Here is a 24278-nt window from a genome sequence, read left to right on the forward strand (position 1 = left end):
TACACAAAAAAGTCACATTAGGATTTCTTCCAATGCGACTTTTGTTAAGCTATTATTTTGTATAAACGATCTTTTTAATAGTATCGCTTGAAAGGAAAAATCGATCTGAAAGTTTCTCGATAGTGTCACCATCGAGAAACTTTCGCCGGATTTCATCATTTCTAAGATTATAACTTTTCTGCTGCCTGAATTTTCACCCCGATTTTTAACGCAAACCTTTTGATTTTGGGGACGTAAACCAATCCACCGTTCATATACTTTTGTATTTCATTTAATAACTCTTCCAGAAAGATGATGTCGGCATTTACATATCTCATGATAGCCGCTCCTTAAAATAGTTGAATTTTAAGGTAGCAAAGTCTACACTATAACAATTATCACTATCCGGATTTAAGCTGTTACTTATATTATTAGCTCTATACAAACAACCGCCGTTGTTCATAAAATAAACTTTGCATAGAACATATCTCGAACATTGTCATAGTGTCTCTCCTTCCTAAATAACATTCAAACTAAAATATGTCTTCATCGGAAATAGAATGCTATCTCAATAGTAAGATATTACTCCAAGTGGGCGAAGTGTCAACACTATACAATTAAATCGTTTGAGCTAAACTGTCACATCTCATCTATTCCTTACGGACCATCAATATTAGACACTCCACATGTATCGAGTACGTGAATACTTTAAGCTCCTTCCTGCAAACTCAGCGTTGCCGATGCGATATCCAGTTCAATTCTCTGCTTTATCACTAGCGATGATATGGTTCACCTCAGTTAATCTTAAACTAAACTGCCCGCTAGCTTAATGAATTAGAGCAGTGACAAGTAGTTAAATACTTATCTAATCGGTAATCAGATCATTTCCTTGTCCTTTTCGGCAATCGGTACAAGTTCTGGTCTCGAACCAAGGACAAGAACTTTAAAGCTAAAGTATGGTCAAATCCTGTGAAATAGGGTAGAATTGTTTTAGTTACTTTTCCGCAAGAAACCTCTGCACTAATCCAAACATAGTTATTGGAGCCAAATATGACTCCTACACAAACGAGCCTTAGTTACCGAAGGCTCGTTTTTTGATGATTTTTTTAAAATATCTTTTCCGACTTTAATTCGAAGCTCTTTCTCCAACCCAGAACATTTCACTACTCTGCTCAAAATTACGCTTACATCGCCGTGAGGCGGTTTTACATACACAAAAAAGGAACTAACGTTCTATTAGGAGGAATCAGAATGGCAAGTTTTAAGAAATTAAAAAGTGGCTGGAGGTATCGGTTAAAGTACACCGATCCGTTCACTCAACAACAAAAAGAGAAATCTGAGGCTGGTTTTGGAACTAAACCAGAGGCTGAACTAGCTGCTGCTGAATTTTTAAGGCAGCTAAAGCAAGGGTTTGAACAGACAGGCATTCCTTTGGTCGATTACATTCGAAATTGGATAGATAACTCTAAAAAAGGAGTTGTACGAAAGAATACGATCAAACAACATGAGAATAACTTAAACACCATATCCAACCTTATTTTAAGCGTCTGATGCTCAAAGATTTAAAACCAGATATGTATCAAGTCTTTTTGGACTCTCTATTTAAAAAGGGACTCAGTAAACGAACGGTCGAGATCATTAACTCAACAGTATACTCAGCCATAGAGCATGCATTGATTCAAGGGAAAATATTACGCAATCCATGTAAAGGTTCAATTATTAAAGGAGAGCACAAAAAGAAGACGATCCAATTCATTGATTCAGAGGACATTCCCATTTCTTCATACTGCTCGAGGAGATGGGTACATTTATTGGATTTTCTTTAAAGTGCTGATTGAAACGGGGTTACGAAAAGGGGAGGCTGCCGCTCTAAAGTGGTCGGATATCAATTTCAAAGAAAAGATGATCCGTGTTGATGTAACACTCGATTTTCAAGCTGAAGACGAGGACGAACTTTTCGGAGATACAAAAACCGGAATTCTACCCGCACCATTAGTGTAAGTAACGGAATCATAAATGATTTGAGGTATCATGCTTCATGGCAGAATCAAAATAAGATCAATTTAGGGGAGTCCATGTACAGACACGATTTAAATCTCGTCTTGTGCAGGAATGATGGTAGTCCGATGCCTAAATCTAGTCTTTTTAATGCTTCGAAGAGAATTTTGAGAAAAGCGGGTTTAAGTGAGGAATTAACGATCCATTCCTTGAGGCATACCTATGCCGTGATCATGCTTGAAGCTGGGGCTGACATAAAATTTGTACAAGAGCAACTCGAGCATGGCAGTGTGCAAATTACATCAGATGTGTATGCTCATATTTCCAAGAAGTTAGAAAAGCGTAACATTGATAAATATGAAGAGTACACTTCCCGTATTTTTGGATCAGAAAATCAAAAACCGGGGGACGTTTGGGGGGCGCAACCTCAATAGAAGTGCAATCTTCCCAAAACGTCCCCCGGTTCATTTCTTCAAAACCCCGTAGTTACAAGGTTTTTTCGATTAGTACAACGTAATATATTGATCGCGTTCCCATTGGTGGACTTGTGTGCGGTTTATGTTCCATGCTTTCAAAGTGGATCACCCACCATAATAAATCGGCTTAAAACAAGTATTATCAGTGATCAGCTTATCAGAACTAATCATAATTATTCAGACTTTTGTGGGCATTTTGTGGGCGCTTTTGTGGGCGCCCTTTTTTTCTTATTATAATGAAGAAACTCGTTTCAGATACTCACTTTGATTGCATTACTACTCTGACATTCAATGCAATAAATCTAGTCTATATAACGCTGGTTAAATCGAAAATCTCCTAATTAAATAATATGCTTATACAGATATTATAAAGTATAAGCTCTCAATTCCAAAGCGATACAATCTCATTAATTAATAGAGACAATTTCGGCTAAAGAAACCCAGCGGAACTCATCCTCTAACATCAACTTTATTTCACACCTTGCAGAGTTTAATCCCACAACTACTCTGATATCGGCTCCTCGAAGAAAGGGTTAAATAATATCAAATAAACCGTACTACTTCTATTATAAGAGTCAACAAGTACTTCACTGATTCGCTGCATTTCCTGATCGTCCAAATTTGGCTTGCCACGTCTCTTCTGTTGCTCACACTGAGCCAACCATGCCTCTCTGTGTTCAGGCATAATCATCCTGGATGTCTCATACAACCCGTCATCCTTTAGTCTGCTACGCATGACAAGCCCCCTTAATATTGAGTCTAATAGTCAATGTTCCCAGAGGGTGGTGTTTGGTCTACCTTAGGACGTTCTCCCTCACGTTCCCATCCTTCCAGTATCAATATGTTAGCCGTGTCAGACCAACCTTCCCAATGTATGTATTCCGCAGCAATGACATCCGGTTTATGCTTACCCGTTTTGACTGTAAGTTCGTGGATAGTAGGAAACCTACGCCGTCCACCTTTGTAGTTATATAAGATCCGAAGGACCTTCCTTTGATAATCCGTTAACATGTAAATCACCTCTCCATTATCATATAAGAACATACGTTCTTTTATCAATAAAAAGACATTGCCATTTATTTTTATAGTCTAGTCCAGAATTTTATAGTAAAATCGAACTGAAAAAGTAAAAATATGGAGGGGTATTATGGGAGCAAAGAACCAAGTTATTGCTGGTGATTACAAAGGAAAGTATTTAACACTGATGTTCGGATCAGTCAGCTTATCAACCGGATTCTTTTCTTCAATTAATCTAGATAAAACTACTGTTGAAGAATACGAAGTGATGGATGCAACACGAAGTAAAAGTGCTGTGAGTGCTGTTGGAAGAGGTTTTGTTGGAAGTTTAATTCTAGGACCTGTTGGTCTACTTGCTGGGCTTTCAGCAAAAGAAAAAAGCACTCACACAATTGCCTTACAATTTAATGACGGGAAGAAAAGTTTAATTGAAGTTGACGACAATATATATAAAGCCATCATGAAGAAGCTCTTCTAAAGATACAATAGATCTACATAAAATCGGAAACGAGGTGTTTATCCTAGTTAAGATTGAACACTCCAAAGAGATGGAAGATTATTAAATAACTTAGCTAGTGAAATTGAAATCCTTTATAACATACCAGACCTCAAGGGTTCTGTAGCTCAGATTAAATGGGCACGAGATATCAGGATCAAATTTTTAAATCAAGTCCACGACAAAGATGAAAACTTAGAGACTTTGTTGCCACTCCAAAAAAAGACTTCTGCATCGTGGTGGATTAATAACAAAGATTTAACTTTAGAACAGTTAATTAAAAAATCAGCATTACCTTAGGTCAACTACCCCAGCTGGCTAGACAGGCAACAGGACAAATACGCCTGTGTTTCACTATATATCATATGATAAGAAATAACGCAAAAAGGCTCCGCAATTCAACCGCGGTAGCCTTAGTTAACAACTTTTTTAGAATTCGCTTACTTCAAACGTCAAGACACGATCAAATAGGATGTAATCCTTGCGACTTTTGAATGGTCCCTTGTTATTATCGTGCTTGTTAATTGCATAAGATGCCTTTCCACTTCCCGATTGTTTTAATTCGTACCAGTCGATGAAGCCATTAACTTCTTTCATACTCAGATCGAACTCTTTTTCCAAGCCAGTTGTCATTGTTACAACTAAGATCGCGCGATTACCCGCTGGTTCTTGTGGTTCAACTACCTGCGCTTGAGGAGTTGCTGAAGCTTCATTGGAATATTCGGACTCAACTCCATTTACAATAGAATTCACTACAAAATAGTATTTCGTCCCATTAATGAGCCCTGGTACGATAAAATTCCCATATACATCTTTTGTAGCTGTAACAGTTTCAGTGTATTTACCTGGGTCAGTGCCATATCTAATAGTGTATTTATCTGCACCTTCAACTTGCTCCCATGATAGAGCAACCTGACTGTCACCTGGTACAGCTTTCAGGTACAAAGGTTCACTCTCTCCTACTAATCTTCCGTTATCATCAATATCAATGGCATCAAGCGAAAATGTATTACTTGTACTCGTCGTCGTTAACTTCACTTCATGAACACCAAGGGGTAAATTTAAAGATTCAAAAACCAGAGCTTGATATAAATTTACTGAATTATTTGGATTGTATGTAGAAATCTTCCCATCTATTTCAATAGTTACGTTGTTCACTCTGTTGTTCCAGTAGACATCAATAATTCGCAACTTAGTTCCATAAAATTTAAACTTAATTGCGTTTGATGTTGCGCCGGATAATTTATTGAAATGACCTGATCCCCCGTAAGTATTTACATCATCGGTCACATGACTCCATCCAACACCTTCATATTTAATGAACGGGTCCATATCATCATACCTTTTCCAGCCTTCGTCTGGAGATGTTAAACTTTCACCAATTGATGCTGCATTCACATTATGGTTTAAAACTATACCAGTTATAAAAAATAAAACTGCAAACAAAAAACTTATCTTTTTCAAAAACGTTACCTTCATGAATATTCCCCCTGAAATAGTTATCTGAACAGATTAAAAGATACAATGCGCTTCTATATCATGTCTAAACATAAACTTGCTGATCTATAAAAATCATCTAATTTATTGCATTTTTATTTTATATTGGATGCGCATCTCCACAAATTACCCGTTTCTATCCTTAAAGATTTGAGTAAAATTACATAGTATAGAGTCTCAAATGAGGCATTATCCTGTGTGGTAGATTCACAATCTCAGATCCCATAGACGCGATAATGGACAGATAGTATGCATCTATAGCTGATGGCTTTGACTACAAGCCTAATTACAATGCAGCGCCTATGCAAGTACATTCCTACAATTATTGGCAGCATAGACGGTAATCGATTGGGTACTTTCCGATGGGGACTAGTTCCTTCATGGGCCAAAAACGACAAGTTCGGTAATAAGATGATTAATGCCCGGGCTGAGACATTGAATGAAAAGGCATCCTTTGAAAGGTTGATCAGTTCAAAGCGTTGTATCATTCCGACAAATGGATTTTACGAGTGGAAGAAAGAAGAATCGGCAAAGCGTCCAATGCGCATTTTGATGAAGGATGACCGCTTGTTCTCGCTTGCTGGCCTGTACGATACCTGGACAGATCCGGATGGAAACAAATTGAGTACGTACACCATTATTACAACGGAACCAAATAGTCTTATGGAGGATATCCATAATCGTATGCCGATCACCTTGCGATCTGAGGATGAGGCTGAGTGGCTCGGAAGAGATAATGATGATGTTCAGTCACTACTTGGTCTGCTTAAGCCATATCAAGCTTCAGAAATGCGAGCGTACGAGGTGCCGAAGGAAGTCGGCAATGTGCGGAATAACAGTGAAGGGCTGTTAAAAGAGATAGGATAGAAAGTTATCAGCTTTATCGACTTAGAGAGGTCGTTAAAGCTTTTTTTATTATATCTAACACTTACTTGAATATATAGACATAATTGTTTATACATGGTTCTCTCGAAAAAGTATTATCATTTATGCAAATACATTCTGAAGGAGAATAAACATGAAGAAAAAAATAGTTTTACCGATCTTATTATCATTCATTTTAGTTTTAAGTTTTGGGACAAGTGTTTTCGCTGCTAATCTTGGACAGTCTTTAAAGTCTCCAGAAGCTGGATGGAACAGATTCGACGATGACAACAGTAAGTTTATCTACACTGGTGAATGGGAAACTAGCAATAGCGGCAGTGTCGCATGGTATGGTGGCGGAGTAAAATATATTACAAAATCAAGCGACAACGATTCAGTTAGATTTAATTTTCAAGGCACAAAGTTAAGAGTCATTGCACAGACTCATATAAGCAGAACAGATAAGGTTCAAGTGAAAATTGATAATGAAATCATTGATACATATAGTATCAATAATTCAGCTTCTACAGACCAATCTTTAATTTTTGAAAAAGTGGGTCTAACAGACTCAGTGCATAATGTAGAATTAATAAACTTAAATCCACAAGCTGATTTCATTTTTGATGCCATCGACATTGATGGAGAACTTCTAGATCCCACCACATCTACTCCTAATCCAGAACCTCAACCAGCGGGAGACCGCGCTATATTAACAGTATCAATGATAGGTGGTTTAGAAAAAGAATACGACCTTCCAATGAGTGATGTAAATGCATTCCTCAACTGGTACGATGCTCGTGATGTAGGAACTGGCCTAGCTAAATTTGGTATCAACAAATACAGCAACAACAAAGGTCCATTCAGCAAGCGTACAGATTACGTGATATTTGATAAAATTTTGACGTTTGAAGTGAGTGAGTATACAAGCAACTAAAACGAAAGAGCAGTGAGGTTATCCCTCCTGCTCTATTGTTGTAGCCTAAGCCATATTCAATGATGTATCCTTGATCATCTAAATCATGCCAGACGAATACCCGGACCTTAATTAAGGCTGCCGTGAGGTAATCCATATCTGTTTGTAGTACCCGATATCTATTCATTCTTCCACATCCATACATTTTTATAGAAAAATATACCTAGGTCTGATAGACTGTTTTCTTTTGTTAATTATTACTAAATCAGGAGGAAGAAGATTGAAATTAAAGAAGGTCCAGCTCAAAATGTATTTCAGTATATGACTACAGATTACATACGCATCACTAGTTCAGTAAACAAAGTAGACGAATCGTTACGGGATGTAATGATGATTGGACAAGGAAATGGTACTCTGTCCTCTGGAGCAGATATTATTATAAGTATTGGATTGGTTATATTGGCAACCAACGCTGACATACCTACATCAGCCGTAGGCGATATTATGAAAAATTTAGGAGTCATCGATGAAGGTGTAGATTGGACAACAATTGATGAATCCACAGAGGTTAATGGCGTTCGTTATACTCTTACCGGTTCTGATGTTCTTGGAATCATGTTTAGCGCTAGTGACGCAAATGATAAGTAATCTATAAAGGAGACTATTATGAAAAGATTACTAGCTCTACTCCGTGCCATATCAATGTACTGAATATATTTGAATAAACAAAGGTGGCAGGTTATCCCTGTCGCCTTTTCTTTTGTTATTAATAGAGTTCTTAATTACTGAAAATTTCCAATATAGTATTCACAGAACTAATATTTTACATGTTAAGCATTTACAATATTAAATTATATATGGTATATTTAACCATGGTTGGCCAACCGTCATATGTGAGAGGCTATTCGACATCTAAGTTCAAATAATCACACAAACCAGAATCTCTATTTTATTGGTTCTAGTATATTTAGGAGGTTTGAATATGAAAAGATTAAGAAAATTCTCTATTTCTGTTATGGCAACTGCTTGTTTATTAGCATTCGGTTCCGGCTCTGCATTCGCTAAAACTGGTTGGGCTGATTCCTTTGAGACAGCAGAAGTGATGTACTCAAGTGTTAACCAGTCTTCCGGATTTAGCGCAACACAGTATTTAGATAGCATGAGTGATAACGATTATTATGTTGTAGACAACACAAATGGATCTTCTGTTGTCACATTTAGTGTTATTGCTACCCCACCACCTAATTTCGATATTATTATGGGTATTATTAAAAAGGATGCTAGCGGTGCGATACTGTCCATTCAAATGGATAACTGGAATGGACCAGGATACGCTGAGGCAGTTGGTATGAGCGCTAAACCTGGTGAGAAGGTTTACTTCAGAATTATGGATAATGGTATCAACAACTACAACCAACCTTATACAATTCAATTCACTAAAAACTGATAATTAGTTTTATCAAAAAGCTCCCCCGCTTAATCTGCAGGGGAGCCATTTTATTTATAGTACTTTGACGACAGGATGAGTACAATGGGAAGTTTAACCTACGCGTTCCAAAGAGTCTCCACGAATCTGGAGTTCTCTCATTAAGCGACGTACCTTTTTGTGATTCACCTCGAGGCCTTTCTTTTACTGACGCGGTTCGCATACGTTTGTAGCCGAAATAAGGACGAAGCCGATGAATGCCTAAAATATGTGCTTTTAGATCCGCATCCCGATCCGCTCGTTTCTCTCTGAGGATGATATTCTTCTTCCATTTGTAGTAACCCGTACGAGAAATTTCAGCAGTTTTACACAACCAAACCACAGATGCCCACTTACTTATTTCTCGAACGGACTGGCACAGGGCTTCGAAATCCAGCTTCCCTCTCCGTGCAAATTTGGATTGAGCTTTTTTAGATATTCTATCTGCGCTTTCAGATAAGCATTTTCTTCTTCTGCACTGCTAAAATGCTTCTTCGTCCAACGTCCTCGTTAATCCTCAAAACTCTCTCCATTTTGGCTTTTCCGTACCCAAGTAATAATCTGGCCATCACTCTAAATACCAAACTTCTCCATGATCCGACTGTATGTCTAACCCTCTTCCAATCGCAGACGAACAACTTCTTTCTTCGTTTCTTCACTATATTGATTAAAAGTTTGGCTTGCTGGCATAACAAAAATCCCCTCCTGTTTTCAGTGTTGAGTTCATTTTAACATGATCTCTTTTTTCACTGTCTACCTTGAGGGGATAATACCATTGATTCGGAGGACATTGCTATTTTTCTACATGCAGCTAGAGGATATGGATATATCTATTGAATTTTCTTTAAGCTTCTTCTTGAAACAGGTATGAGAAAAGGTGAAGCAGCAGCTTTAAAATGGTCTGATATTAACTTCAAAGAAAAAAAGATACACATTGATGAAACGCTTGATTTTCAGGCAGAAAATGATGATGAGCTATTTGGAGATACCAAACCTTCAGATCCACGCGCACAATTACTGTAAGCGCTAGCTTAATCAATGATTTGAGATATCACGCCACTTAGCAAAACCAAAAAATAAAATTAACCTAGGAGAATTCATGTAAAGGCATGATCAAAATTTAGTGTTGTGTCGAAACGACGGAAACCACATGCCAAAGTCTACCCTCTTCAATGCTTTCCAGAGGATTATAAAGCGTGCAGAGTTAAATGAAGATCTTGAAATCCATTCTCTTCCACACACCTATGCTGTACCCATGCTTGAAGCCGGTGAAGACATAAAATTTGTTCAAGAACAGCTTGGTCATGGAAAAGTGTGCAGATCACCTCTGATATATATGCTCACATCTCCAAAAAGTTAGAGCAACGCAATATTGATCAGTATACCGCCAACATTGTTGGTTCAAAAAAGTCAAAATGGGGGACGTTTGGGGGACGCAACCTCAATAGAAGTGCAATTCCCTCAAAACGTCCCCCGGTTCATTCCTTCAAAACCCCGTTGTTACAAGGTTTTTTCAATTAGTACAACGTAATATATTGATCGCGTTCCCATTGGTGGACTTGTGTTCTATACATATCCCACTCAATTTCTTTCAGCTCATAGAAGTGAGCCAAGGCGTGGTCGCCGAGAGCATCACAGATGACTTCGCTGCGGATCAATTCATTCAATGCTTCTTTCAGGTCAGCTGGCAAGCTTGGAATGCCTTCTTCCACACGCTCTTCTTCTGACATGATGTAGATGTTACGGTCAATTGGAGTTGGTAAGGAAAGCTCACGTTTGATTCCGTCCAGACCTGCTTTTAACAGAACAGACAAAGCCAGGTAAGGGTTAGCAGCCGGATCCGGGTTACGAACCTCAACACGTGTACTCAGACCACGGGAAGCTGGAATACGAATCATTGGGCTACGGTTACTAGCAGACCATGCTACATAACAAGGTGCTTCATAACCTGGTACAAGACGTTTGTATGAGTTCACAGTTGGGTTAGTAATTGCTGCAAACGCACGTGCGTGCTTCAGAGTTCCAGCCATGAAGTGACGAGCAGTTTTGCTCAGACCCAACTCGTCCGACTCATCAACAAATGCGTTCTCATTGCCTTTGAACAAGGATTGGTTACAGTGCATACCGGATCCGTTCATACCAAACAGTGGTTTCGGCATGAATGTAGCATGTAAACCATGCTGACGTGCAATCGTTTTAACAACGAGTTTGAACGTTTGGATCTGGTCAGCAGCTTTCAGAGCATCAGCATATTTGAAGTCGATCTCATGCTGACCTGGAGCTACCTCATGGTGGGAAGCTTCGATCTCAAAGCCCATTTCTTCAAGTGTGATAACGATGTCACGACGACAGTTTTCACCAAGATCCGTAGGCGCAAGGTCGAAATAACCACCTTGGTCATTCAGTTCGTTAGTCGGGTTTCCTTTTTCGTCTGTTTTGAACAAGAAGAACTCGGGTTCAGGACCAACGTTGAAGGAAGTGAATCCCATATCTTGGGCTTCCTTCAGGTTACGTTTCAAGATACCACGTGGATCTCCTGGGAACGGATTACCATCCGGAAGATATACGTCGCAAATCAGACGTGCAACACGGTTCTCTGCAACCCATGGGAAAATAAGCCAAGAATCTAGATCTGGATAGAGGTACATGTCGGACTCTTCAATACGTACATAACCTTCAATGGAAGATCCATCGAACATCATCTTGTTATCCAGAGCCTTAGTCAACTGACTCACAGGAATCTCAACGTTTTTGATAGCTCCAAGCAAATCAGTAAATTGCAATCGAATGAATCGTACGTTTTCTTCTTTCGAAATGCGGAGAATGTCTTCTTTTGTATAACTCACTATAACCTCTCCCTTTCTTATCTGCGTATTTGGCTTGCCTGTTATATTTGTACATTAGAAAGTTCCACGGGTCAAGGAGTCTCACACCAAAAGTGCATGTTTTCCCCTCACTCGCCAAGTTATGCGAATTTAGTTTTTATTAAAGAATCGGGAAAGCTCTCCCTGAATGAGAGATACTTGTCCTGGTCTCTTACCTGATACAAGCTGCTGCTTCAGCAAGCGGTGCAACTGCGTATCGGACAGCTCTCTGCGTTTAACTTCAGTATCTGGCGTGATAACTGTAGCTTCCTCGGATTCTTTTGAAACAGGATTCATCACTTGTTTGATGCCCGCGATGTTAACTCCTTTTTCAATCAAAGCCTTGATCTCTAGCAATCTCTCTACGTCATTAAAAGAGAATAACCGTTGATTACCTGACGTTCTCGCAGGAACGATCAAGCTGTGCTGCTCATAGTAACGAATCTGACGTGCAGACAGATCCGTAAGTTTCATTACAATACCAATTGGGAATAAGGCCATATTTCTGCGGATTTCATCACCCATGTTCATCAACCTTCCAGTCATCTATTCTTCACCCTATTGTACATTTAGTTATTACCAAGTGTCAATGACGTGTTAGATAAACTCACAATAATTTACGATCTTTCATAGTCTGTAACGCCATTAAAACGCCATATTTGACATGAGAGTACGTTAATCCGCCTTGCATATACCCGATATACGGCTCCCGAATAGGCGCGTCGGCTGATAATTCCAGACTTCCACCCTGAATGAACGTACCTGCCGCCATAATGACAGGGTGCTCATAACCAGGCATATCCCACGGTTCAGGAACCACATGGCTATCCACAGCTGCTGCACGCTGAATCCCCTGCACGAAGGCGATCAGATGCTCGGCAGAGCTAAACTTAACAGCTTGGATCAGATCTGTGCGAGCTTCATTCCAGGCGGGTTTGGTTACAAATCCGGATTCAGCAAACATCGCAGCAGCAAACGTACTTCCTTTGATAGCTTGTCCTACAATTGTCGGTGCCATGTAAAGTCCTTGGTAGATGCCACGTGTTGTCCCCAGCATTGCTCCAACCTCTCCCCCAATTCCAGGGGCTGTTAGACGATAAGCTGCCAGCTGTACGTATTGTTCCTTCCCACATATGTATCCACCGGTTTCCGCAATGCCTCCACCAGGATTCTTGATCAGTGATCCGGCCATCAGATCAACTCCGACTTCTGTCGGTTCACGTTCCTCCGTGAATTCACCGTAACAATTGTCTACGAATACGATGACATCTTCCTTAAGCTCTTTAACACGCGTAACCATGTCAGCAATCTCAGCAACACAGAAGGATGAGCGCCAGTCATAACCACGTGAACGTTGAATCCCAATGACTTTTGTAGCCGGTGTAATGCTTTTTTCAACTGCTGCCCAGTCCACTCCACCTTCATCAGTTAAGGCCGTCTCACGGTAACCGATGCCAAAATCGCGTAACGAACCTGTACCATCACCGGGTTTGCCAATAACTTTATGCAATGTGTCGTAAGGCTTACCCGTGATGTACAATAATTCGTCACCTGGACGCAAAACTCCAAAGAGAGCTGTACTAATCGTATGAGTACCTGAAGCAAAATGAGGACGCACCAACGCGGCTTCCGCGCCGAATACATCAGCATATACTTCATCAAGCACTTCACGCCCACGATCGTTATAGGCATAACCTGTTGAACCTGCAAAGTGAAAATCACTTACTTTTCGCTGTTGGAAAGCATTAATCACCTTCCATTGATTGTGATCTGTGATCCGATCAATCTGTTGCAGTTGTCCTTCAATCTGACGCTCCACTTGACGTTGAAGTTCAGATATTTCTGAATCAAAGCTTACCATCTTACTTCATTCCCCTTCATAGCACGAATCTGACGTCGAATATCCATTATCGTGTAACTTATCACATCAATATGTCATGAATATTACAATTCAATGAATTCTTCAAGCATATAACCAAATTTCTCATATTCACCTTTTTGCAATTCAACTTCATAAATCACATCACTCTCTTCAAAGCTGGTATCCACTACATCACCAATTTTATAGAGTACCGACGTAAGATCACCACGTTCTGCCGGAATACGGAAGCGCTTCGTATCACCTGTCAGCTCTGTCTGAATGAATTCACGGATTTTAAGCAGATCCTCCGAGTCTAATGCGCTTACTTTAATATGGTCTTTATCCAATGGAAGCATCTCAAGCTGCTCTGCTGTGCACGCATCTTTTTTGTTATACAGGACTAACTGCGGCTTGTCCCCTGAACCAAGTTCTTGCAGAATCGTATTAACCGTCCGCATCTGATCTTCACGCATAGCTGATGAGGCGTCCACAACATGCAGGATCAGGTCTGCTTCATTCACTTCCTCCAACGTTGCCCGGAATGCTGCAATCAGATCATGCGGTAGATTTTGAATAAATCCAACCGTGTCGGTAAGTACGATTTCTTTTCCACTTGGAAGTTCCATCGTACGTGATGTAGGATCCAATGTTGCGAATAGCTGATCTTGAATATACACATCTGCAGCCGTCAACTGCTTGAGCAAAGTTGATTTGCCAGCATTGGTATAACCAACAAGGGCCACCTGAACAATACCTGTCTTTTTACGGCGTTCACGATGCAACTTACGATGACGTGTCAATTCTTCCAGATGACGTTTCAGATCATCGATACGACCACGAATATGACGGCGGTCTGTCTCCAGTTTGCTTTCACCTGGACCTCTTGTTCCGATTCCGCCCCCGAGTCTGGACAGGTTCTTGCCATGACCCGACAACCGTGGCAGCAAATAGCTATGTTGAGCCAATTCCACTTGAATAATACCTTCTCTAGTGTTTGCCCGTTGTGCAAAGATGTCCAAAATCAATTGGGTACGGTCAATAATTTTGAGATCGAGGGTTTCTTCCAGATTACGAACCTGTGCACCTGACAATTCCTGATCAAATATAGCTGTAGTTGCTCCCAGTTCCTCTGCAATCGCACGGAGCTCTTCCACCTTACCTTTACCAATGAACCATTTGGTATCACGTTTTTCCCTGTTCTGAGAAAGTACACTTAGCACTTCCACTCCAGCTGTCTCGGCAAGTTTCACCAGTTCCTCTAAAGAGTACTCAGGGTTGATACCTGTGCGTTTTACATCATCCGTAACAAGACTCACCAAGACGGCGCGATCTTTTTTGACCATATCTGTATCATGCGTGCCATTTGTCATGTATATGTTCACTCCCTCTAATTACTAAATTAATCCGTTGATATACATTGCCACGAATATGCCATGGCATGCCTTAAGCCGAACCGGTTGGCCCGGCCGGCTGGTGTAAAAACTATATTATCGCTTACTTTCGCTCAAAGTTCAAATCCTCTGTACGGATTGTCATCAGCTCCAGTTTTCCTGGACTGCCTTCCGAGTATTGTTCCAACAAACGAACTGCCTGATGCCTGATCGAACGCTCAATGGCATTACGAACGTATCTGGCGTTACTGAACGCATGCAGCGAATCATTTTTCTCCTGAAGCAAATGCTGCTTTAGCTTGAGTATGGTCTGTGGCATTAGAATATAATCACGCTCTTTGGCCATAATCTCAGAGATTTGAATCAACTGATCAATGCTATAGTCTGGAAACTCCACTTGAATGGGAAAGCGGGAAGGTAATCCGGGATTGGTCTGGAGAAAAAAATCAATTTCTTCCGAATACCCAGCAAGAATCAGTATAAACTGATTTTTGTTATCTTCCATGGACTTAACAAGCGTATCAATAGCTTCCTTGCCAAAATCCTTCTCTCCCCCGCGGGCCAAACTGTAGGCTTCATCAATGAACAATATCCCACCGAGTGCCTTCTTAACCAGATCTCTTGTTTTCTGCGCCGTGTGACCTATATATTCTCCAACCAGATCCGCACGCTCTACTTCAATAAGATGACCTTTACTTAACACACCCATCTTCTGAAAGAGTTTGGCAACGATCCTCGCCACGGTGGTCTTACCGGTTCCCGGATTACCTTTGAAGATCATATGATACACGTGCGCACCACTAATTAAGCCTGCTTCGGTACGCATCTGAGCAATCTGTAGAAAAGCATAGATCTCAAACACCAAGTCTTTGATATTTTCAAGTCCAACCAGTTGCTCCAATTCACCCTGTATCTCCTGGAAGTGCGCATGTTTGGTTATACTCTTGGCTGCCTGTACTGCCGTTGCTTCATCTTTGACCAACATCTGAGGTTCCTGGTTACGCAACACAATATTAATTTGTCTGGATGGTCTGCCTCCTGGTTGCTCTCCTGCAGCCATGACCCGTCCGTTCATTCGCCATCACCTCTATTTTATCGGGCTGAACTCTCCTGATTATTAATGTATTCTATCAGGTGCTCCAATATTAGAAGGATCATGAAGAATTCTACGGATAAGTAGATGACTCAAATCTGAATGTTTTTTCGAAACTCTCCGTTCTCAAACAAACTTGGCCTATGCTTCAGTGATAACTGAAAGTATGGGAATACATGTGCATCAATGGCATGCAGCAGTTCCTTTGCCGTCTTGTTAGCCAAGTCATAATCACCCGTTGTAATATGTTTTCGTGACAGTGCATCTTCAAGCTCATCTTCATCCAGCAAAAATACTTCCCCATCTTTCAATACAACGACATCCAGATACAGGTCATCAAACCAAGGAACACCCTGATCGGTTATCCCCTGACTACGACATGTATCAATGTACCACTCTACAATCCGTTCCTGATCGTCAAACATCGCTGTAACTACAAAGTGCTCTCCCTTCGGATAGTATTGCAACCAGGAATAACCTTTATCTGCGATACAGAAGGTACTGCCTCCATAAGTTTTCCACAGAGGTTCTTTCAAATCCTGTATGGTGTACAACGTAATATAACCTGTGAAAATTTTGGATTGAACGAACCGGCATGTGAATTGTCGGTTCGTAATCCGGCGCCAGTTCGCGCGATCCCCGAATTTCCGTTTCATACGAACCCCTCTTTGCCGACTACAGGTCCGTGACCTGCTCTGATGTTATTGGTGAACAATGTAATAACGTCCGCCTGATGGATTCCAGCGCTCTGGGCCCGCCCTTGCACAACGTATTACGAATAGTTACAGCTTACCATATTTAAGGTTTACACTCAAAATCAAGCTTTGTCCCACCTATTCATCAAATCAGCTTCCATTACAGTTGGTTATGTATAACACAAAAAACTGCTTCACCGGTTTCCGGGAAGCAGTTTTTTCAATATAGCTATTTAGTGATCCATTGGCTTAGCCGCCGGTTCCAGCTTGGGAATCTGCAGGTGCATCTGTCCCTCCAGTATCCCCACTTGTTCCGCTGTCCGGAGTTACAACTTCGCCCGGCGTTGTTACGCCCCCATCATCGGAACCTTCACCATTTCCGCCAGGATCTGTTGTGCCCTGACCAGGTGGGGTCGTATTTCCTTCCCCAGGTTGACCGTTTCCGCCGTTATTACCACCGTTGCCATTGTTTCCGTTATTACCATTACCATTTCCGTTGTTGCCATTTTCATTTCCATTACCGTTATTACCGTTCGAGTTGCCATTATCGGGTGTACCATTGTCCGGATTCTCCGTACCTGGCTGCTCAGGATCTATCTCTGTTCCAGGGTCTATACCAGGATCAGGTTCCTCTGGCGGCACTTCCTGCGCTTCAATCATCAAGGAGATGGTGTTGGAAGGATCCGTCTCAAGTCCTGATGCCAAGTCGTAAGCTGTCACATAGTACTCATAGGTTAGACCAGGCAACGCACTTAAATCTTGTGCATTGGTCGCTCCTATTGCATCAATGAGATGAGTGAACTGGGCTTCAGATGTTTCTTTCCGATAAATTCGATATTGCGTACTCGCGTCACCCGTTCCAGTCCAACTCAGGGAGACGGTTTGTGCATTTGGATCGTATGATCCACTCAGCCCACTAACGGACAGAGCCGGCTTTTCTGGTTCTTCTACTGGCGGAGGTGCCTGCCCTCCAGCTGGTGCTTTGAATTGCTTCACTGGAACGCCTTTTAAAGCATCTCCCATGACTTTGGCAAAGAAAGCTGCCGACAGCTTACTGCTGTTCTTAAGCATATGATTGGCATCCGGATTGTCATAGCCCATCCAGACTGCGGCAGTCCATTCCGGTGTGTATCCAACAAACCATACATCACGGTTGGCACTGTTGCCAGAGATTCCACTTTGAACAGTTCCTGTTTTACCCGCTACCGGACGATCCAGACGCGCTGAACGCCCTGTACCGTCATTAACAACGTTCTGCAGCATCTGTGTAAGCTGATACGCATTTTGCTCACTCATGACACGCGTTGTGTCCGAGTTATCGTGTTTGTACGTGGTTTTGCCTGCGCTATCCTTGATTTCTTTAATCGCATAGGCTTGTCGGTATTCTCCGAGGTTGGCAAATGCACTATAGGCTTGCGCCATTTCCAGTGTATTTGTACCTTTGCTTAGACCACCGAGGGCAATCGCCAGGTTTTTGTCTTCATCTGTCAGCTGTATACCTACACTCTTGGCAAAATTAATGCCTGTGTTAACGCCTATTTTATCAAGCAGCCAAACCGCAGGAATATTTTCCGACTTCGTAATGGCTTCCGTCATACTGATCGTTGAAGAATATCCATGCAAGTTACCAGGACAGTAGTTACCAAAACATTGCTTCGCATTACTCAGCGACGAGTTGGCACTGTAATTTCCTGATTCAAGCGCCGGTGCATAAGACACAATCGGTTTAAAAGCTGAACCTGGTTGTCTTCGACTCTGCGTTACCCGGCTATAACCTTTAGTCTGATAATCCCGTCCACCCAAGAGGGCAACGAGGCCACCATTCTCATGGTTCATGATAACCATGGAGCCTTGGACCTGTTGATCATCTTTGCTTGCCTCGAACAGACTGTCATCTGTGAAGGCCGTTTCCATGGCTGTTTGAGCCTGAGCATCCATGGTCGTATAGATTTTGTATCCGCCGATATTCAAATCATCTTCCGTTTTACCTGTTACTCGTTCAGCTTCACGGAGCACATAATCTATAAAACCTTGATACTTCCTGTCTTTCTCTGGTCGCTTGTAGTTATAGTTAATCTCTTTTGCTTCGTCCATCTCCGCCTTGGTAATGTAGCCTTGTTCATACATCAACTGCAATACCACACCTCGACGTGCTTTTGAGTCGTTTGGATTGCTCACCGGATTATAGGCAGAAGGCCCTTTCGGCATAGCCGCCAATGTAGCAATTTGCCACAACTTCAACTGACTCAGATCTTTTTGTCCAAAGTAAAATTCAGATGCCGCTTTAATCCCGTAACGCTGATGACCGAAGAAAATACGGTTCAGATACATCGTCAGAATTTCGTCTTTTGTGTACTTGCGCTCTAATGCCATGGCAATCGATACTTCCGTTGCTTTACGGAAGAACGTTTTGTCACGGGACAAGAACATGTTCTTGGCAAGCTGTTGGGTTAGTGTACTACCACCTTCCACCATGGAACGAGCCATGACATCCTTAACCGCTGCACGCCCAATGGACCAGATATCCACGCCTTGGTGATCGTAGAATCGCTTATCCTCCGTTGCAACAAAGGCTTGCTTCACAAGCTCAGGAATATCATCTTCTTTGACAGGTTCCAGCTTCTGAATGGATAGTTCCCCCATTAATTGGCCATTGCGATCATATACTTTTGAAGTTTCATTAATTGTGGTTTTGTCCTTATTGGCTTTGAGCAGATTTTCACCACTCACCATAATAAATAAATATCCGCCAAGTGCACAGAATATGGCGATTGCCATTGTGAAAAACAGTGTCCATCCAACGCGTTTACCCGTAATTTTTTTCTTTTTAGAGGTCTTTGGCTTCGCTTTTTTGGGTGACTTGTTATTGTTGTTGCGATTGTTAGACCTCGACAACGGATCGTTTGGCATGTTACCTCCTGACTCCCTTTCGGTTGCATAATTTCTAATCGTCTGTAGGCTCAGGCATATATTAAACATATTTTGCCCGGAATGAAAAGAACAACCCTTTATTCAGGTTGCTCTGTTTCAATACCTATACTTGTAGACGAAATGGTTGGTGAAAAGGTTTCGTAATTTTTTTAAGCTTCGCCGCTGTTATCTTGCTGCATCAGCGATACGCTGCGTTGCGGCGTGAACGTGGAGATGGCATGCTTGTAGACCATTTGCTGGCGTCCGTCGCTGTCAATGACGATCGTAAAATTGTCAAATGCCTTGATCGTCCCGCGGATTTGGAAGCCGTTGGTCAGATAGACCGTAGCAGGAATATTTTCTTTCCGCAGTTGGTTCAAGAACGTATCTTGGATGTTGATGGACTTGTTCATTAGCCGTACCCCCATTGGTTCATTTGAATTCGTGTTCAAGTAATATTCAATATCGCTGAGTAGCTTTCGTGCTATTATATCATGAACAGTTTCATATAATCCACAAAAACCCCTTGTCTGCTATTTTACCCCCATTCTTAGCGAGGTGAACAAATAGAAGACTTATCCATTATACACCGCTTGTCTGTTTTGCAAAAGAGGGACAAATTCTTCATTTTAAAGCACATTTATTCGTTGTTTGGCGAATGTTTAATCTCTACCATCTGTTCTAGTGATAAGTAAAAACCTCTATCCTTTTGATGACCAGAAGGTAGAGGTTTACATATCTTGACCTAATCGATGCCTGTCAGAAGAATACTAATATTCGCTTAAATCAATCAAATTTTTGTGTAATCAATTCACTTATCTGCTTGTATTTCCCTTCAAAATCCCGGGTATCCGTCATGTCCACCCATTCTATATCCTTCATATGGCGGAACCAGGAAAGCTGCCGTTTGGCAAACCGACGTGTATCCCTCTTCAACCACTCAACCGCAGCTTCCCAACTCACTTCCCCTTGCAGGAACGCTGCAATCTCCTTATACCCCAGCCCTTGCATGGAAATATGACCTCTGGCCACTCCGCGTTCCAACAGGGACTTCACTTCATCCACCAGACCTTGTTCGATCATCAGATCAATCCGCTCTTCTACCCGGGCGTACAACTTCTGCCGATCCATTGTCAAACCAACAATAAGAAGGTCATAAGGCGACTCTTTCTTCTGTACTGCCAGCTGATCAGACCACTTCTCGCCTGTGAGATGATGGATCTCAAGCGCACGTACAATTCGCCGTTGATCATTCGGATGCAGACGATCCGCACTAACGGGATCAACTTCCCTCAATCGATCATGAAGGGCTTGAGCTCCATTTAACTCCGCATAGCTGAATTGTTGCTCCCTGAACGCTTCGTCCGAACCACTATCGGAAAATTGAAAGCCGTAACATACCGATTCCACATACAGACCGGTGCCCCCTACAATAAAAGGCATTTTACCGCGTTCGTGGATTTCACTAATCAATCGTGTGCAACTCTCCTGAAACTCGGCCACAGAATACGGATACTCCGGTTCATGGATATCAATGAGATGATGGGGTACACCCTTCATTTCTTCAGAGGTAATCTTGGCAGTTCCGATATCCATTTCACGATATACCTGCATCGAATCTCCTGAGATAATCTCACAATTGAAAGCTTGGGCAAGCTCGATGCTCATTCTTGTTTTGCCTACTGCTGTTGGTCCAACCAACACAAGCAGTTTAGGTTTTGGTTTAACTTCCACTTTCAACATTAATCACTCCGTACAGGGTTTTTGCATTCGCCCGATCAAGTATTTCAAATCCGAGCCTGTCAAACTCCGCGCTGCCGCGCTTTTCTTTCATGACTACCCGTTTACGGGCAACCCGTTTCGCTTCCATAATGCTCTGTTCATCCAGCGCGTGAGCATTTGCATAATCTCGCAAGGGCTGTATAGCACTTGAATCCATCATCGGTTCACGGAACATGGGGTCAAAATATACGGTATCACAGCTTCGATCCGGCATGGAACGCAGCAAATCGAGATGATTCGCATGACGCAGCTCAATACGCCGGAAAGCTTCATTTACCGCTGGCTTGATCGTCTCATATTGAGACATCCCCTCCACTAATAGTGTATATAGCGGAAGAGAGCTCTCACATGCAATCACCCGTCCACTTTTGCCCACTGCAACCGAGAACACCAGTGCATCCGTGCCCAGTCCGGCTGTACAATCGATGATGGTATCCCCTTCATTCACCGCCCCCGCCTCCAGCAGTGGATCAGGTTCTCCTCGCAATATACGTTTGGCACGAACAAATCCCATGCTGGGGTGGAACTCCAGCAACGGTGAATCCTTCCGAAATAGACGCACTTTACCCTGGAGTACAACCAGAACCTCCTCCGCCTCATAGTGTTCAATCATCATGGGCAGAGACATTTTATTACGGCGCACGTAAGTACCCCCTGTTGTTTCAGCAAGGTTTCGGGCCCGCTCCACAAGTAAAGCCGCTTCCTTTTCACCGGTTGTAATATACATAGATTCCTCCTAAATAGCTACATAACACGTTTGAACAATTTTTCCAGATCATATGTTGAAAATGAAATCACAATCGGCCGCCCATGAGGACAAGTGTAGGGCTGACGACATGAACCCAGACGCTGAATTAGCACTTCTGCTTCCTGATCCGTCAGCTTTTGGTTCGCTTTAATGGACGCTTTGCAGGAGCACATAATGGATGCAGCTTCTCGCATCTTGGCTACATCTATGCTGCGTTCACTAAGAACCCATTCGGACATTTCTTCGATAATGTCTTTCTCGTCCCCTTTGGGGAACCAGAACGGATGGGAGCGCACACGGAACGTCTGTCCACCGAAATGCTCCAAATATACACCCGCCTGTTCGAACCAGGCCAGCCTTGTTTTCAGCTTTTCCGTCTCCGAAGGTGTAAATTCGAGCGTAATAGGCAGCAGTAACTCTTGTGAGGCCTGGGCAGGGTTACCAAATTTCTCGTAATAGTACTCATAATTCACGCGTTCATGAGCGGCATGCTGATCAATCAAATATAAACCTTGGTCATTTTGCGCAATCAAATACGTACCATGATGCTGTCCGATCAGACTCAGCTCCGGAAATTCAGGCATGGATGCATCTGATTTAATGGCAGCAGCAAGTTTAGTGGCATCAGGCAGACCTGAGGTTTTCCACGTCCGTTCCCCTCTTGCAATCGAAGAAGGGTTGTAGGTTGACCGAGCTTCCCTAACCGGTGAATTTACGGATTCGGAGCGATACGTAGCTGGTTTACCTTCAGCTAACGGTTTTGCTGTTGCTCCACGATCCCCACCATCTTGAGAAGAGAGATCAGATTTGGGAACAGTTTCGGTAGAACTTGTATTTGAACTTGTACTTACATCCTTAGTGCCTTCTTGCACGTCAGCGGATGTCTGCCCCTCGCCATGACTAGCAATCTTCTGCAAAATATCCCCGTTCCAACTTTCTAACTGCTCCGGGGGCTGTGTAACCTCAGGTGGAGCTTCGGGCAACGGCACTGAGTGACCCTGTTCAGATACCAACTGTGCTGTAGACACATCCGCCGGAGCATCCAAATCCAGATCATCATCTTCTGTAGTTAACTTCAGTGGTGCAGCAGTAGGTTTCCCTAGTGGACCCTGTTGACCATATCCTTCTGCATCAGATGCATCTTTCAGCGGACCACGCGGAAAGAGGAATTGCTCCTGAATAAAGGAGTTATCGTCTCCACGTCGAATCTGCTGTTTTTTGACCTGTGGAATTAATACCTCCTGCCGGAGTATACCCCGCAACGTCGTCTCTATAAATTCATACAGTTCTGGTTCCTTGCTAAAGCGAACCTCCAACTTCGCCGGATGCACGTTCACATCCACAAGAGAGGGGTGCATCTCCAACTGCACCACGACAAGTGGGAAGCGATTGATCGGCAGCAAGGTATGGTAGGCTTTGAGAATCGCCTGATTGAGACCGTAATTGCGAACAAATCTCCCATTAACAATCGTTGACATACCATTACGATTCGCTCGTGTCCATTCTGGCAGGCTGATCAGCCCGCTCACCCGGTAATCCAGACTTTCTCCCTGGATGGGAAGCATCGCTTTGGCAGCACTTGTCCCATAGATCGCTGCAACCACTTGTAGCAGATCGCCGTTGCCCAACGTCTGAAGCAACACATTCTCATTATGGCGCAGTCGGAACGAAATGTTTGGATGAGACATCGCCATCCGGTAAAGGACATCTGATATATGTCCCAGTTCCGTCTGGATCGTTTTCATATATTTGAGTCTGGCAGGTGTATTGTAAAATAGTTCTCTCACTGCAAAATCTGTACCTTGGGGTGAGGTTGCGTCTTCATGAGTGCGAAGGTTCCCGCCTTCAATCACGATGCGGCGCCCCCGCCCGTCACTATCACTTGCGGATAATACCTCTACCTTGGACACGGCGGCAATACTCGCCAAGGCTTCTCCGCGGAATCCAAGACTTGTGATCTGGAACAGATCTCGGCCATGGGCTATTTTGCTGGTCGCATGACGATAAAAGGCGGTTTCCATGTCCTCTGGCTCAATACCTGTACCATTGTCTTTGACACGAATACTGAGGAGTCCGCCCTCTTCCACCGTCACTTCAATCTTGGTGGCGCCTGCATCCACCGAGTTTTCGAGCAGCTCTTTGACAACTGAAGCAGGCCGTTCGACCACTTCACCCGCCGCGATCTGGTTGGCAATATGTTCATCAAGCACATGTATTTTCGCCACAGGT

At 42.6% G+C, this 24278-nt stretch carries 20 protein-coding genes and 4 pseudogenes; 9 read left to right on the top strand and 15 right to left on the bottom strand.

The window, feature by feature from the left end; translation table 11 throughout:
* Nucleotides 1-167 precede the first annotated feature (167 nt).
* Nucleotides 168-317 carry a hypothetical protein gene (locus tag NST38_RS17970; protein ID WP_256719987.1) on the bottom strand — a complete coding sequence of 50 codons (150 nt, stop codon included), beginning with the start codon at nucleotides 315-317 and terminating at the stop codon, nucleotides 168-170.
* A gap of 913 nt (nucleotides 318-1230) precedes the next feature.
* On the opposite strand from NST38_RS17970, the pseudogene NST38_RS17975 reads away from it, so the two are divergent.
* Nucleotides 1231-2411 (top strand): annotated as a pseudogene (locus NST38_RS17975) (tyrosine-type recombinase/integrase).
* 544 nt (nucleotides 2412-2955) lie between these two features.
* Here NST38_RS17975 and NST38_RS17980 read toward each other — a convergent pair.
* Entirely contained in the window at nucleotides 2956-3189 is a 234-nt protein-coding gene (locus NST38_RS17980; protein ID WP_083684324.1) for a YolD-like family protein, read from the bottom strand.
* 411 nt (nucleotides 3190-3600) lie between these two features.
* On the opposite strand from NST38_RS17980, the gene NST38_RS17985 reads away from it, so the two are divergent.
* Entirely contained in the window at nucleotides 3601-3948 is a 348-nt protein-coding gene (locus NST38_RS17985) for a hypothetical protein (RefSeq protein WP_076250176.1), read from the top strand.
* A 447-nt stretch (nucleotides 3949-4395) separates the two neighbouring features.
* On the opposite strand, the gene NST38_RS17990 is transcribed toward NST38_RS17985, so the two are convergent.
* Nucleotides 4396-5445, bottom strand: a complete 1050-nt coding sequence (locus tag NST38_RS17990; RefSeq protein ID WP_076250174.1) for a fibronectin type III domain-containing protein — start codon at nucleotides 5443-5445, stop codon at nucleotides 4396-4398.
* Nucleotides 5446-5657: 212 nt separating this feature from the next.
* Between NST38_RS17990 and NST38_RS17995 the strand changes: the two are divergent.
* The 5 genes and pseudogenes from NST38_RS17995 to NST38_RS31670 form a co-directional block, all read left to right on the top strand.
* Nucleotides 5658-6330 (top strand): annotated as a pseudogene (locus tag NST38_RS17995) (SOS response-associated peptidase).
* 151 nt (nucleotides 6331-6481) lie between these two features.
* Nucleotides 6482-7261 (top strand): hypothetical protein, encoded by a 780-nt coding sequence (locus tag NST38_RS18000; RefSeq protein WP_076250172.1) that lies wholly within the window; start codon nucleotides 6482-6484, stop codon nucleotides 7259-7261.
* Between the two features lie 366 nt (nucleotides 7262-7627).
* Complete coding sequence (locus NST38_RS18005; protein ID WP_143781231.1) at nucleotides 7628-7888, top strand: hypothetical protein; 261 nt, start codon at nucleotides 7628-7630, stop codon at nucleotides 7886-7888.
* Nucleotides 7889-8222: 334 nt separating this feature from the next.
* Complete coding sequence (locus tag NST38_RS18010; protein ID WP_047843417.1) at nucleotides 8223-8687, top strand: hypothetical protein; 465 nt, start codon at nucleotides 8223-8225, stop codon at nucleotides 8685-8687.
* A 77-nt stretch (nucleotides 8688-8764) separates the two neighbouring features.
* Nucleotides 8765-8812: pseudogene (locus tag NST38_RS31670) on the top strand (toxin-antitoxin system HicB family antitoxin); the annotation flags it as partial.
* Here NST38_RS31670 and NST38_RS31675 read toward each other — a convergent pair.
* Nucleotides 8808-8861 (bottom strand): annotated as a pseudogene (locus NST38_RS31675) (hypothetical protein); the annotation flags it as partial. The pseudogenes NST38_RS31670 and NST38_RS31675 overlap by 5 nt on opposite strands.
* 711 nt (nucleotides 8862-9572) lie before the next feature.
* On the opposite strand from NST38_RS31675, the gene NST38_RS18015 reads away from it, so the two are divergent.
* Nucleotides 9573-9728 carry a hypothetical protein gene (locus tag NST38_RS18015; protein ID WP_256719985.1) on the top strand — a complete coding sequence of 52 codons (156 nt, stop codon included), beginning with the start codon at nucleotides 9573-9575 and terminating at the stop codon, nucleotides 9726-9728.
* Nucleotides 9729-9855: 127 nt separating this feature from the next.
* Nucleotides 9856-10065 carry a tyrosine-type recombinase/integrase gene (locus NST38_RS18020; protein WP_256719984.1) on the top strand — a complete coding sequence of 70 codons (210 nt, stop codon included), beginning with the start codon at nucleotides 9856-9858 and terminating at the stop codon, nucleotides 10063-10065.
* A gap of 157 nt (nucleotides 10066-10222) precedes the next feature.
* Here the strand turns inward: NST38_RS18020 and glnA are convergent, their stop codons facing one another.
* The 11 genes from glnA to mutL form a co-directional block, all read right to left on the bottom strand.
* Nucleotides 10223-11551 carry a type I glutamate--ammonia ligase gene (gene glnA / locus NST38_RS18025; RefSeq protein ID WP_036613569.1) on the bottom strand — a complete coding sequence of 443 codons (1329 nt, stop codon included), beginning with the start codon at nucleotides 11549-11551 and terminating at the stop codon, nucleotides 10223-10225.
* Between the two features lie 129 nt (nucleotides 11552-11680).
* Nucleotides 11681-12094: a MerR family transcriptional regulator gene (locus tag NST38_RS18030; protein WP_017687924.1), complete on the bottom strand. Its 414-nt coding sequence runs from the start codon at nucleotides 12092-12094 to the stop codon at nucleotides 11681-11683.
* Nucleotides 12095-12176: 82 nt separating this feature from the next.
* On the bottom strand, nucleotides 12177-13430 hold the full coding sequence (locus tag NST38_RS18035) for a methionine gamma-lyase family protein (RefSeq protein WP_076250168.1): 1254 nt from the start codon (nucleotides 13428-13430) through the stop codon (nucleotides 12177-12179).
* An 83-nt stretch (nucleotides 13431-13513) separates the two neighbouring features.
* The gene (gene hflX / locus NST38_RS18040) at nucleotides 13514-14800 is read right to left on the bottom strand and encodes a GTPase HflX (protein WP_076250166.1); all 1287 of its coding nucleotides are present in this window, start codon (nucleotides 14798-14800) and stop codon (nucleotides 13514-13516) included.
* A 124-nt stretch (nucleotides 14801-14924) separates the two neighbouring features.
* Nucleotides 14925-15896: an AAA family ATPase gene (locus NST38_RS18045; RefSeq protein WP_076250164.1), complete on the bottom strand. Its 972-nt coding sequence runs from the start codon at nucleotides 15894-15896 to the stop codon at nucleotides 14925-14927.
* A 110-nt stretch (nucleotides 15897-16006) separates the two neighbouring features.
* A complete protein-coding gene (locus NST38_RS18050; protein WP_036672757.1) occupies nucleotides 16007-16570 on the bottom strand; it encodes a DUF402 domain-containing protein in 564 nt (187 codons plus the stop codon).
* Between the two features lie 288 nt (nucleotides 16571-16858).
* A complete protein-coding gene (locus NST38_RS18055; RefSeq protein WP_076250162.1) occupies nucleotides 16859-19519 on the bottom strand; it encodes a PBP1A family penicillin-binding protein in 2661 nt (886 codons plus the stop codon).
* Between the two features lie 170 nt (nucleotides 19520-19689).
* Nucleotides 19690-19932: an RNA chaperone Hfq gene (hfq, locus tag NST38_RS18060; RefSeq protein ID WP_017687918.1), complete on the bottom strand. Its 243-nt coding sequence runs from the start codon at nucleotides 19930-19932 to the stop codon at nucleotides 19690-19692.
* Between the two features lie 373 nt (nucleotides 19933-20305).
* Nucleotides 20306-21262: a tRNA (adenosine(37)-N6)-dimethylallyltransferase MiaA gene (gene miaA / locus NST38_RS18065; RefSeq protein WP_076250160.1), complete on the bottom strand. Its 957-nt coding sequence runs from the start codon at nucleotides 21260-21262 to the stop codon at nucleotides 20306-20308.
* Nucleotides 21243-22028: a class I SAM-dependent methyltransferase gene (locus NST38_RS18070; RefSeq protein ID WP_076250158.1), complete on the bottom strand. Its 786-nt coding sequence runs from the start codon at nucleotides 22026-22028 to the stop codon at nucleotides 21243-21245. The genes miaA and NST38_RS18070 overlap by 20 nt, the downstream gene beginning before the upstream one ends.
* Nucleotides 22029-22045: 17 nt before the next feature.
* Nucleotides 22046-24274 (bottom strand): DNA mismatch repair endonuclease MutL, encoded by a 2229-nt coding sequence (gene mutL / locus NST38_RS18075; protein ID WP_076250156.1) that lies wholly within the window; start codon nucleotides 24272-24274, stop codon nucleotides 22046-22048.
* Nucleotides 24275-24278: the final 4 nt, after the last annotated feature.

Source organism: Paenibacillus sp. FSL H8-0104, from assembly GCF_038050215.1.
GTDB lineage: Bacteria > Bacillota > Bacilli > Paenibacillales > Paenibacillaceae > Paenibacillus > Paenibacillus amylolyticus.

Excerpts from the sequence above, each read along its gene's own strand:
- NST38_RS18045 (WP_076250164.1), bottom strand. The coding sequence starts at position 15,896 with ATGAACGGACGGGTCATGGCTGCAGGAGAGCAACCAGGAGGCAGACCA.
- NST38_RS18030 (WP_017687924.1), bottom strand. The coding sequence starts at position 12,094 with ATGGGTGATGAAATCCGCAGAAATATGGCCTTATTCCCAATTGGTATT.
- NST38_RS18005 (WP_143781231.1), top strand. The coding sequence starts at position 7,628 with ATGATGATTGGACAAGGAAATGGTACTCTGTCCTCTGGAGCAGATATT.
- NST38_RS18035 (WP_076250168.1), bottom strand. The coding sequence starts at position 13,430 with ATGGTAAGCTTTGATTCAGAAATATCTGAACTTCAACGTCAAGTGGAG.
- NST38_RS18050 (WP_036672757.1), bottom strand. The coding sequence starts at position 16,570 with ATGAAACGGAAATTCGGGGATCGCGCGAACTGGCGCCGGATTACGAAC.
- NST38_RS17990 (WP_076250174.1), bottom strand. The coding sequence starts at position 5,445 with ATGAAGGTAACGTTTTTGAAAAAGATAAGTTTTTTGTTTGCAGTTTTA.
- NST38_RS18055 (WP_076250162.1), bottom strand. The coding sequence starts at position 19,519 with ATGCCAAACGATCCGTTGTCGAGGTCTAACAATCGCAACAACAATAAC.
- NST38_RS18020 (WP_256719984.1), top strand. The coding sequence starts at position 9,856 with ATGCCAAAGTCTACCCTCTTCAATGCTTTCCAGAGGATTATAAAGCGT.
- NST38_RS18070 (WP_076250158.1), bottom strand. The coding sequence starts at position 22,028 with ATGTATATTACAACCGGTGAAAAGGAAGCGGCTTTACTTGTGGAGCGG.
- hflX (WP_076250166.1), bottom strand. The coding sequence starts at position 14,800 with ATGACAAATGGCACGCATGATACAGATATGGTCAAAAAAGATCGCGCC.
- NST38_RS18010 (WP_047843417.1), top strand. The coding sequence starts at position 8,223 with ATGAAAAGATTAAGAAAATTCTCTATTTCTGTTATGGCAACTGCTTGT.
- hfq (WP_017687918.1), bottom strand. The coding sequence starts at position 19,932 with ATGAACAAGTCCATCAACATCCAAGATACGTTCTTGAACCAACTGCGG.
- NST38_RS17985 (WP_076250176.1), top strand. The coding sequence starts at position 3,601 with ATGGGAGCAAAGAACCAAGTTATTGCTGGTGATTACAAAGGAAAGTAT.
- NST38_RS18015 (WP_256719985.1), top strand. The coding sequence starts at position 9,573 with ATGAGAAAAGGTGAAGCAGCAGCTTTAAAATGGTCTGATATTAACTTC.
- NST38_RS17980 (WP_083684324.1), bottom strand. The coding sequence starts at position 3,189 with ATGCGTAGCAGACTAAAGGATGACGGGTTGTATGAGACATCCAGGATG.
- NST38_RS18000 (WP_076250172.1), top strand. The coding sequence starts at position 6,482 with ATGAAGAAAAAAATAGTTTTACCGATCTTATTATCATTCATTTTAGTT.
- miaA (WP_076250160.1), bottom strand. The coding sequence starts at position 21,262 with ATGTTGAAAGTGGAAGTTAAACCAAAACCTAAACTGCTTGTGTTGGTT.
- NST38_RS17970 (WP_256719987.1), bottom strand. The coding sequence starts at position 317 with ATGAGATATGTAAATGCCGACATCATCTTTCTGGAAGAGTTATTAAAT.